The sequence below is a fragment of the Bradyrhizobium sp. LeoA1Lang genome (assembly GCF_055413685.1).
On sequence record NZ_JBVAPG010000226.1, the window covers coordinates 1 to 9,974 of the forward strand.

General features: G+C 60.3%; 11 protein-coding genes and 2 pseudogenes. 10 read left to right on the forward strand and 3 right to left on the reverse strand.

From position 1 onward, the window contains the following. Positions 1–156: 156 nt before the first annotated feature. The 5 genes and pseudogenes from ACZYOF_RS39510 to ACZYOF_RS39530 form a co-directional block, all read left to right on the forward strand. Positions 157–342, forward strand: a pseudogene (locus tag ACZYOF_RS39510) (rhodanese-like domain-containing protein); the annotation flags it as partial. Beyond that, positions 322–891 carry a rhodanese-like domain-containing protein gene (locus tag ACZYOF_RS39515; protein WP_463719137.1) on the forward strand — a complete coding sequence of 190 codons (570 nt, stop codon included), beginning with the start codon at positions 322–324 and terminating at the stop codon, positions 889–891. The pseudogene ACZYOF_RS39510 and the gene ACZYOF_RS39515, both read left to right, overlap by 21 nt. Next, entirely contained in the window at positions 888–1,778 is an 891-nt protein-coding gene (locus ACZYOF_RS39520) for an ABC transporter permease (protein ID WP_463719130.1), read from the forward strand. The genes ACZYOF_RS39515 and ACZYOF_RS39520 overlap by 4 nt, the downstream gene beginning before the upstream one ends. Further along, positions 1,771–2,565 (forward strand): ABC transporter ATP-binding protein, encoded by a 795-nt coding sequence (locus ACZYOF_RS39525; protein ID WP_463719138.1) that lies wholly within the window; start codon positions 1,771–1,773, stop codon positions 2,563–2,565. Before ACZYOF_RS39520 ends, ACZYOF_RS39525 begins: the two co-directional genes overlap by 8 nt. 36 nt (positions 2,566–2,601) lie before the next feature. After that, the gene (locus ACZYOF_RS39530) at positions 2,602–3,618 is read left to right on the forward strand and encodes a type 2 periplasmic-binding domain-containing protein (RefSeq protein WP_463719131.1); all 1,017 of its coding nucleotides are present in this window, start codon (positions 2,602–2,604) and stop codon (positions 3,616–3,618) included. Between the two features lie 513 nt (positions 3,619–4,131). Here the strand turns inward: ACZYOF_RS39530 and ACZYOF_RS39535 are convergent. From ACZYOF_RS39535 to ACZYOF_RS39545, 3 genes and pseudogenes are all read right to left on the reverse strand, one after another. Continuing rightward, entirely contained in the window at positions 4,132–4,596 is a 465-nt protein-coding gene (locus ACZYOF_RS39535; protein WP_463719132.1) for a tyrosine-type recombinase/integrase, read from the reverse strand. Beyond that, on the reverse strand, positions 4,586–5,566 hold the full coding sequence (locus ACZYOF_RS39540; RefSeq protein ID WP_463719133.1) for a tyrosine-type recombinase/integrase: 981 nt from the start codon (positions 5,564–5,566) through the stop codon (positions 4,586–4,588). The genes ACZYOF_RS39535 and ACZYOF_RS39540 overlap by 11 nt, the downstream gene beginning before the upstream one ends. Before the next feature lie 127 nt (positions 5,567–5,693). Next, a pseudogene (locus tag ACZYOF_RS39545) lies at positions 5,694–5,981 on the reverse strand (septal ring lytic transglycosylase RlpA family protein); the annotation flags it as partial. 905 nt (positions 5,982–6,886) lie between these two features. On the opposite strand from ACZYOF_RS39545, the gene ACZYOF_RS39550 reads away from it, so the two are divergent. From ACZYOF_RS39550 to ACZYOF_RS39570, 5 genes are all read left to right on the forward strand, one after another. Beyond that, complete coding sequence (locus ACZYOF_RS39550; RefSeq protein ID WP_463719134.1) at positions 6,887–7,162, forward strand: hypothetical protein; 276 nt, start codon at positions 6,887–6,889, stop codon at positions 7,160–7,162. A gap of 368 nt (positions 7,163–7,530) precedes the next feature. Next, positions 7,531–7,749 carry an SAM domain-containing protein gene (locus tag ACZYOF_RS39555; RefSeq protein ID WP_282529599.1) on the forward strand — a complete coding sequence of 73 codons (219 nt, stop codon included), beginning with the start codon at positions 7,531–7,533 and terminating at the stop codon, positions 7,747–7,749. 57 nt (positions 7,750–7,806) lie between these two features. Continuing rightward, positions 7,807–8,115, forward strand: coding sequence for a DUF1330 domain-containing protein (locus ACZYOF_RS39560; RefSeq protein WP_282529598.1), 309 nt, complete (start codon positions 7,807–7,809; stop codon positions 8,113–8,115). 551 nt (positions 8,116–8,666) lie between these two features. Beyond that, positions 8,667–9,062, forward strand: a complete 396-nt coding sequence (locus ACZYOF_RS39565) for a hypothetical protein (protein WP_463719135.1) — start codon at positions 8,667–8,669, stop codon at positions 9,060–9,062. A gap of 210 nt (positions 9,063–9,272) precedes the next feature. Then, positions 9,273–9,872 carry a hypothetical protein gene (locus ACZYOF_RS39570; RefSeq protein WP_463719136.1) on the forward strand — a complete coding sequence of 200 codons (600 nt, stop codon included), beginning with the start codon at positions 9,273–9,275 and terminating at the stop codon, positions 9,870–9,872. Positions 9,873–9,974: the final 102 nt, after the last annotated feature.

The following is a 9,974-nucleotide window of genomic DNA, read 5'->3' on the forward strand; positions in this document are numbered from 1 at the left end:
GAAGGGCGAAAATCAGTTGCCAAGGGTCATTGCCGGCGTCAAATTTACCGACGGCGTCGCAGAATCGACGACGCCAGCTAACCGCGCCGCCTGATCAGCCCCATCACCCAATTTCGGCCATAGCTCGATGAACGCTCGCTCTATGTCTATGACGTCCGGACGAAGGCCGAATTCGAGGCAGGCCATTTGCCTCTTGCGCATTGGGCGGAAGGTGGACAGCTGATCCAGGGGATCGATCGCTGGATCGGCGCGCGCAACGCCCGCATTGTCATTGTCGATGATGAGTTAGGCGCACGCGCGGCCATCACCGCGAGTTGGCTGGTGCAGCTCGGCTGGGGCGAGGTCTACGCGCTGGCGGTACGCCAGACCGGTGATGGGCGGCTGACCGGTCCGGATCAGTCGCCGTTACTGCGTGAACCGCCGGCCGCCGCACTTGTGGCGCCTGACGCGCTGAAAGCGGAGCTCGACGCGGGCGCCGTCACGGTCATTGACCTCGATACCAGCCTCGCCTATGCGGCGGGCCATATTCCGGGAGCGAAATTCGCAGTCCGCGCCGAACTCGATACCGCGCGAGGCCTCAAAGACGACGCATCGGTCGTGCTGACGTCGTCGGACGGGACTCTCGCGGCCTTCGCTGCGGCAGAGCTGGCGGCGCATGCGGGGCGACCGGTCCGCGTGCTGGCGGGTGGCACGAATGCGTGGCGGGCGTCCGGGCTTCCGCTTCAGACCGGAGAGACGGCCCTGATTCATCCGACCGACGATGTCTGGCGCTCGCCTTACCAGCAGGCGGGCGACCGGTTGGCCGCTTTCCAGGCCTATCTCGACTGGGAGGTCGGGCTACTTGAGCAGATCCGACGCGACCCGACGGTGTCGTTCAAGGTCTCCCCATGAGTCTTGCGGAATCCCCGATCGTCGAGGCCGAAGCAGCCGGTGGCGACCAGCGGGAAGCTGATCGAAGCGTGCATCTCGTTGATCTCGGCGCCAACGGCAAACCAGCCAGTTGCAGCTCCTGGATATCCGTCGGCCGTGGGGCGCTGCGAGCACTGGTGCCGATCGGGCTGCTGATAATCTGGCAGATCGTGTCGGTGTCCGGGGTGGTCGATCCGACGGTGCTGCCGTCACCGCTCATCGTGATCGAGGCGTTTGGCGAACTGATCGGAACAGGCGAGCTGCAGAGGGCCATTCCGGCCTCTTTGCATCGGGCGCTCACGGGGCTTGCCCTCGGTGCAAGTACCGGGCTTGCGCTTGGCCTGTTTGCGGGGCTGTGGCGGCTCGGAGAGGAGTTGTTCGATGCGCCGCTTCAGATGCTACGCACAATCCCGTTCATCGCCATGATTCCGCTTTTCATCATCTGGTTCGGTATCGGCGAGACCGCGAAAGTGGCGCTCATCTACGGAGCGACGATCTTTCCGGTCTATCTCAACACTTATGCGGGCGTCCGTGGTGTCGACCCGAAACTGATCGAGGCCGCCAAGGTCTTCGGCCTTAAGCCGCGGCATATCTCGTTGCGGGTGATCCTGCCGACCGCGCTGCCGTCGATCCTGGTCGGTATTCGCTTTTCCGCGGGCATCTCTCTGCTCGCACTTGTCGCGGCCGAGCAGATCAATGCCCGTTCGGGGATCGGCTACATTCTCAACAACGCCAATCAGAACCAGCGCACGGATGTGATCATCGCCGGGATCATCGTGTATGCGCTGCTTGGCATCGTGATCGATCTTGCGATGCGATGGGTCGAGCGCTTGGCACTGCCGTGGAGGGCGTCCATTGTCTTTGCATGACCTTGCTGGGACGCGCGCTGCAGCGCCAGCACCATCTGACCTCAGTCCTTGGTCCGGGGATGACCGCGGGTTTGGACCACGGACGGTACTGCTGCGGGGCGTTCGCCGCATCTTTGCCGGCCGCGCTGTCCTCGACGGCGTTGATTTCGAGGTGAGAAAAGGAGAATTCGTCGCGTTGCTCGGGCCGTCGGGAACCGGCAAGACCACGCTGTTGCGGATTCTCGCTGGCCTCGATCGCGCCGACGAGGGTGAAGTCGCGGTGGCTGCAGCGCGCTCCGTCGTGTTCCAGGAGCCTCGTCTGGTTCCGGCACTTAAGGTCTGGCGCAACGTCGTCATCGGTCACTCGCGCAACGCGGCGGCGCGAAAGCTGGCGGCGGCCGCACTCGACGAAGTCGGGCTGGTTCAACAGATCGATGCGTGGCCGAGAACGCTCTCCGGCGGCGAGGCACAGCGCGTCGCCCTGGCGCGCGCGCTGGCGCAAGAACCGGACCTGCTGTTGCTCGATGAACCCTTCGCCGCGCTCGATGCCTTGACCCGGATCCGCATGCACGGCCTGGTGCATCAGCTGGTGCACCGGCATTCGCCCGGCGTCGTGCTGGTCACGCACGACATCGACGAAGCCTTGAGCCTGTCCGACCGGGTCGTCGTCTTGAACGGTAGACGCGTCCGCTTCGATGCCGTGGTCGATGTGCCCCGGCCTCGCGCGCGTACAGATCGCGCGTTCGACCATTTGCGACAGCGATTGCTCGCCGAACTTGGCGTCGCGACCGACGAACCGCCCGTCTGACGAAAGATCTGTTCAACAATGCATCAGGATACCGCTATGACACATGCCGAGTCATCTCTTTTTCGCAGAACATTGCTCACCGTGGGGCTCTTCGTCGCGATGATTGCGGCACCAGCTTTTGCCGAGAGCGGAAAACCGGTGCTGCTCGTCGGCTTCCAAGATCAGACCCTGCCCGAGACGGTTGCCGCCTCGAAGGTGCTCGAGGGCGCGCCTTACGACGTGCAGTGGGTCACGCTCACGGGCCCAGCGGCGCAGCTGGCTGCATTATACTCCAAGGCGATCGACATCGGGCATATGGGTGATACGTCCCTGATCATCGAACAAGGCAAGGCCAAGGAGGAGTGGACCGCCGCCAGCGTGCCGCTCCAGATCATTGCTGGCTGGCGAACGGCCGACAAGAAATACCCGCCGATCGTGACAGTGGCGCGCGCAGGCACTGGCGTCGAAACCTTGGCTGATGCAAAGGGACACAGTTGGTCGCATAACTTCGGCGGCTACAATTATCTTCAGTATGTGCTGTCGCTGGTGAAGGCCGGTCTGACAGAGAAGGAGATCGAGGCCGTTCGTCTTCCCGACAACACGACGAGCGCAGCCGCGTTCAATGCCGGCAAGGTCGACCTTTTCTCTGGAGGGACGCTGAGCGTCGTCGATGCCATCGAGGCTGGGAAGGCTAAAATCCTGGTCGATAGTGATGAACTCGATATTCCGGCGCTCAATGTCTTTACCGCGCGTGGCGACGTTCTCCGCGATCCGGCCAAGAAAGCGCAAATCGCAGATTTTCTGTCACGCCTCAAGGCTTATTGGGTCTGGTATCCAGACCACAAGGCGGAGATCGAAGCGATTTTCGTCGAGAAACTGAAGCAGACACCGCAGCGGGCGAAATACGTGACCGCGTTCCAGCAATCCTCGTTCGTCATACTTGATGATGCACTGATACAGCGCGAGCAGCGGATCGCGGCGGTGCTGCTCAACTTTGGCGTGATTGGAAAGAAGATCGACGTCGCAGTCGAATTCAATCGTGACTTTAATACGGCGGCTGTCGCTCAGCGTTGACTCACTCGCTTCAACAGAAACGGTCGCCGGATCTGAGTGACCGATGGGCGATGTTATGACGTCGCGTTGCGACCCGGATGGGAGAATGAACATGACGCAGATCGATCTTGGCTGGGGCAGGGGTCCAGCGCGCGCTATGAGGCGCTTGCGCAGTCGTTCCGGCCGCTGTGTGTGCCGAAAACCTTATCCGAGTTAATGACGTGATGGAATCGCCTAAGCTGGCGGAATGATCGGGCTGTTCTGCTTCGTTCTTGCCGTGGTGGCCTCGCCATTCAAGTCGAAGTTGCGGCTTGCAGCCGAGAACGCGGTGCTTCGACACAGTCGATTGTCTTGAGGCGTAGGCCGCATGGTCGCGTCCGGCTCACGAACTATGATCGCTGGTTCTTTGTCCAAGCGTCGACGACTATCACATGAGCTTGCCAAGGATTGAATTGGGCAACAATAACCAGCCTGATGATGGGTGGCTCAACCCTGCGCGCCTCCCTTGATCGGCATCACCTTCTTGGGATCGAGCTAGTGGTCGATTCGATCAGCCCAACGCTGCATCAGCTTCGTGCGCGAGCCGATCAGCGCGAGCGGTCCGTGCTTCTTGTAGAGGCCTTCCACAGTAGAGTTATCGAGATGCGCGAGCTGCAGCTCGACGACATCGCCATCCCATGCCTTGGCGTCCTTGATCTCTTCGTGGTGAGACAGGGTCGAGAAGGTGGTCCGGAATCCGTGGGCACAATGATCAGTCTTGGTGTCAATGCCAAGCAGCCGCAAGCGCTTGTTGAGCGTGTTGTTTGATAGCGGCGCGTCCTTCGAGCAGGAAAACGCGTACCGGCGATGGCCGGTCAGCTTCTGAACGCTGTGCAGGATTGCGAGTGCCTGCCGTGACAAAGGCACGACATGGTCCCAACCGGTCTTCATCTTCGTGGCTGGAATAGTCCAGCGTTCGGCATCCCAATCGACCTCGCTCCACTCCATTTCATTGACCATGCCGGGGAATGGTCAGCGCATCGAAGCGCAAGGCAAGGCCAACAACGTCACCAAACCTCGCTCTCGTCCACGGTGCGCTGATGAGCTTGAAGACGCGCGTCACCTCGCGTGGTTCGGTGACGCCGGGACGCGGCGTCGAAATGTTGACAATCATCTGCCCATTCAGGTTGCGGAATGGATTGTAGCCGTCGCCTTCGACGTCGGCATAGTCGCAGATTTGCTCACCGATGCTGCGCACGCGGTCGCGGGTTTCCAGCTTTCCCTCGGCTTCGTATGAACGCATGAAAGCGAGCACGTCCGGACGCTTGAGGTCCTGCCTACACAGCTTGCCGAAGCGACCCTCGACGTAGCGGACGCGCAGCTCAAGCACCTCGATGGTCTTGGGGTCGCGCACCGCGACGATCCTGCCGCGTTTGACTTTCTCCACCTTCTTCTTCGCGAGCCACTCGTCGGCCCATTTCTCGAAAGGCCGGGCGGCCGCCAGCCTGTGCTTGTCGAGCTGCTTCTCGGTGCTCGGGTCTTTGCCTTCCTTGAGCAGGTCTTTGGCCCTGTCGCGCTCGCGCCGCGCGTCGGCGAGCGAGAACGTGCCATCCTCGCCGTTACCGTAAGGGCCGATGGAGTAGGTTTTCTGACGGCTGTGGAAGCGGTAGCCCACCCGCCAGAGCTTGGAGGCAGCGTTGCCGGGCCTGCTCTGGTCGGGCGTCACGAAGAGATAGAGACCGCCGCTGGTCACGTCGGAAATCTTGGCGGGACTCCACGCGTCATTGTCGAATCTCGGTCGCGCAGCGCGGCAGTCGACGTCGGTTCTGATCTGCTCGGGGTTGGTGCACGCGCCATCGTTCTTGTGGGCGATCTGCTCAATTCCTTCGTCGGAATAGCGAAACTCGCCGTGAACGTTTGTTCTCCCGATACCAACACGATACCAACAAAAATACCAACAAATCGGCCGGCTGGGATCGGATGAGAACAAACGGTGACGAACACCGATGTACGCGAAAGCGCCTATTTTTCAAGGGTTTCCGAGCACTGCGCGGACGGTTGCGGACGCTTCGGAACGGGCTTGAACAGCCTAGTTGGTGCCCCTAGCAGGAACAAGCCTAGAATACCTCAGCGCGAACTTGGGCCACGCCACGATCCGTAATCCCCAAGCTGCGCGCGGCGCCGAGCGAAAGGTCGAGGACGCGGCCACGAACACTCGGTCCGCGGTCGGTGATACGAACGACTACCGACCTGTTGCTCTCAAGGTCGGTGACGCGAACTCGCGTGCCGAACGGCAGGCTGCGGTGGGCTGCGGTCAGTAAGCTCCGGTTGAACGAAGAGCCGCTCGCTGTCTTTCCTGTCCGATACGAATAGTAGGAGGCCTTTCCGGAAAATACTCGGTTGGAAGAACGAGCCGCTGAGCGATCTTCCGAACCACGTGTCGGCTCTGCTCCGACCGGAGGTTGCATTTGCGAATCCTGTTTAGACTGGTCGCGTGCCTCGGGTACCGGCTCTGCGTGTGCCTTTGGAATGATGGACCATCTCTCATCGAAGTTCTGTGCTGCAGCAGGGTCCGTGTGTATCCCCATCCAAGCCGGGACCGCCGCAATCGCGACCATTCTGAAAATGAGACGCATGATCGGCCTCACAACAAATGGAAAACAAATAGACAATGCAAACTCATGAGGCAGGGTTCCTGCACATGCAGAAATTCCCGCGTCAGCAAAAGATGAGTAAATTCTGACACTTTTGGGCTATGACGTAAGGCAATGCTTAGGCGCACCGCAGCAAGAAACGCGCCATTTCGCTCGGTATGCTTTGTCGAGAGTTTGTTGCTTTTCACCCGACAAGAAGACAGTCGTCTCGATGCAGCGCATCGCACTTACAAAGGAGAGGAGGCAGATGTGGAGCAAACTACTGCGGCGCAGCGCGACATCCTAGAAAGGGCGGCCACTGTTACGCATTCCTCTTGGCCCGCTGTACGCGCGATATTTGCTATTGGCCCGAATGCGAAGTCCGCGCGGGATCGGAAATCGTCTGCTCATCGGGGGTAGATCGGAAGTGACTGGTCGACCTTCCAATCGGCGCTTTTGACCTGGAGCAGAACTCAGGGTCTTTGTACCATTGCAACTGGTTTGGTGCTGGCCCACATTGCACCAGAAATCGCGGAACTCCAAACCGTCGGGCGAGTTACAGAACCGCCGAGAGGATTGAACGATGAGCGGCAATCTAGTCGAGTTCGCAGTAGCACGCGGATTTCTGTTCACCGCGCTCGTCCTTTATTCGGCAGTACTTGAATAGAGAGGCGACAATGAAAACACCCCTTCTTCTTGCTGGCGCACTAATCATCGGATGCGCCGCCCCAGCACTGGCTGATGAGTACTACGTCGTACAAGGACCCAGCCGTCACTGCACGATTACCACCACGCGCCCGGCGGACAAGGAAGTCGTGACGCAGATCGGTCCAATGGCCTTCACGAGCCGCGTGGAAGCTGAAGACCGCATCAAGCAGACCAAAGTCTGCGATGAAGGCACTGTTGGTAGCACTAGCGGCTCTAGCAGCACGACCGTTATCAAAGAGAAGTAGTCGACGGCCTCATTCCTGATCGAATTCTGGCGATGCCGAGTCGCGCCCACTCCTGTCGGCGCGACTTTTTTGTTTGCAGACCACCTTGTTGGAGCCCTCTTTCAGACCGTTTGATCGGCTCCCGCAGGGGTGCTGGAAAGGTGGGTTGAGTGTGGCCTCTTGGCCCATTGCGACAGATTTGATCTGTCGCGATGTGGTCCGCTCTCAGAGGCAAAGCGGACTCGATTCGCTCGCCGCAAGTATTACGGCTTTTAACCCTGACCGGACATGAGGCCTCTTCCTTGAGGCTACAATAGGCTCGCGCGTGTGCTAGAGTTGAAGTCCTCCCGGTCCAGAACGGATAGCGCTGAGCCCGTAGAGGTGCCGCGATGCAGCAGATTCCGAACTGGCTTCAGAAGCTTGGTCTCGGGCAATACGCGCAACGCCTTGCCGAGAATGACATCACCTTTGATATTTTGCCTGATCTGATCGATCAAGACCTTGAAAAGATTGGCGTCGCGTCGCTCGGTCATCGCCGTCAGCTACTGCTCGCGATCGTTTCAAGGACGGCGATATCCTCAACAAGGGCGACCTCTTGTTTGAGTTGAATTTTGGAGTGGCCCTGCTGGTTCCGGATAAAGTGGGGCAGAGGTAAGGAGGACAACATGCCGAAGGGATATTGGGTTGGGCGCGTCGATGTCATTAAGCCGGAAGGGTACCAGGCCTACGGCGTCGTCCTCCAGGAGGTGCTTCGCAAATACGGCGCGAAATTTCTGGTGCGCGGCGGCACATTCGAGGCGGTGGAAGGCAAGGCGCGCGGCCGCAACATAGTGCTTGAGTTCAAGGACTATGCGACCGCGCTCGCCTGCTACCGGTCGCCCGAATATGCTAAGGCGAAGGCATTGCGCGCGGGCGCCGTAGACATCGACATCATCGTAATCGAAGGCTACGACGGGCCGCAGCCGACGGACTGATCGCCTCTCCCGCGCGCCCTTTCGGCGTTGGCCCACGCCGAGGGGCGCCACCCACCTGAGTGAGGCCACCCTGGTTGGCAGGCTGATGTCGGCTGATGGGCCCCAAGCGGCGGTTGGTGGATGTCTGCTATTCCACCGCTGTTAAGGGATAACCAGACATCCCTCGAACGGGCCGAAAACGACGCGAGTGACCCATCACCGACATTGGCGTTCACCAGTTTCGGCGGCATTGTGCCGCACACCGGCAGTAAGAGACTTCTTTTGGATCGGCCTCCGACCGCTTAGTCTCCATTTGAAGCTGCTCCTCAAGACGGGATGTGCCGACATCTCCGTTAGGGCGGAGTGGGCAGCCGGGATGCTATCGGCAAGCATCGCATTTCCTAAAACCGACAATCCTTTTGTGCCGGTCTCTCACGAGCACTCGCCGCGCGCACGGGCCGCGCGGATGCCGACGTTGACCACAACGAGGGATCGCCATGAAACCAAATTTGGGAACGTCCATCAAATCGCTGTTTGGCCCAAAGCGGTGCCTGCGAGGGGAGGAAATCTCGATGGCTGATCACCCCATAATTTCGACTGAATCCGACCTGACATCGCCAGCCTTGCCAACCACATTTGTCACTCGCCGTTTGCTACTCGGCGGGGCCGGTATCGCAGTTAGCGCCGCTGTGCTTGCGTCTCCTCCGGGCATGCCCGGAATCGCCCAGGCCGCGGGGCCTGTGAGCGCGGACCCGCGACCACTCGACGCGGCGTTCAAGCGCCGCGCCTTCGAAGTCCGAGAGGTCTGCGCGAGCAACAGCGAGAAAATTCCCATCGCTCCACACCCGACGAATGGCGATGAGGCGCGGTACACCAACAAGATCGGTTCCGATTCACGGGGCCTGCCGCACGACAAACGCGGCGAAGTCGAACAAGCGGCATGGCAGGCCCTCTACACTGCTTGTTAGTCGGGCGATCCCGCTGATTTCGAGAAAATCCCGCTCGGCGGCACTCGCAAACTGGTCAATCCCGTAGGCACACAGGCGGTCAGTCTCTGCGGCATAAACCCTACTCAGATTGGGATACCGCCGGCACCAGCCCTCGCAAGTGCGGAGCGCGGCGGCGAGGCGGTCGAAGTATATTGGCAATCCCTGCTTCGTGATGTTCCGCTTACCGAGTTGCGCGACGACACCTCCAATCACGACGTGCTTGCAGCAACCGAGGAACTCAACAAGCTTGCCGATTTCCGGGGGCCGAAGTCTGGTGGGCGGGTCACGCCCAGTACGCTGTTCCGTGCCAATGCGCTTTATTTCGATCCGGCTGACCCGAAGGGCCGCTCCGTCACGCCTCCAGGCGTTTTGGACGGCCCGCCGATCTCGCAATTCCTGCTCCGGGACGTGCCGTATGCCGCACAGTGGATCAGTGCTCAAATTCGCACCGCGCTGCCCGCCAACGAATTCCTGACCGAATACGAGGAGTGGCTGGCGATCCAGAACGGCGCCGCACCGAAGCGCCAGCTGCAGTTCGACACGACACCGCGATATATAACGACAGGAAGAGATCTCGCGGAGTATATCCACACAGGTCCTGCACTTGGGTGGGCGGCAGCACTGATCCTTGCAACCCCCGGCGGTGGAGCGGATCAGCGGTACTCCGGGATGTATCCACCGGCAGAGGCCGTGTCCCACCCATCGAACCCGTATCGGAAATCGAAAACCCAGAGCCCTGCCGGTGCCACCTTCGGCTTGGCCTATGGGGGATGTCCCGGGTTCTGTTGAATTACTGAAGAGGTCGGCGTTGCCCACCTTGAGCCGGTAGGCTCGGGGTGCTGATTCCACAAAGGAGAGCAACGCCATGACGAGAGATATCACACCGGCTGG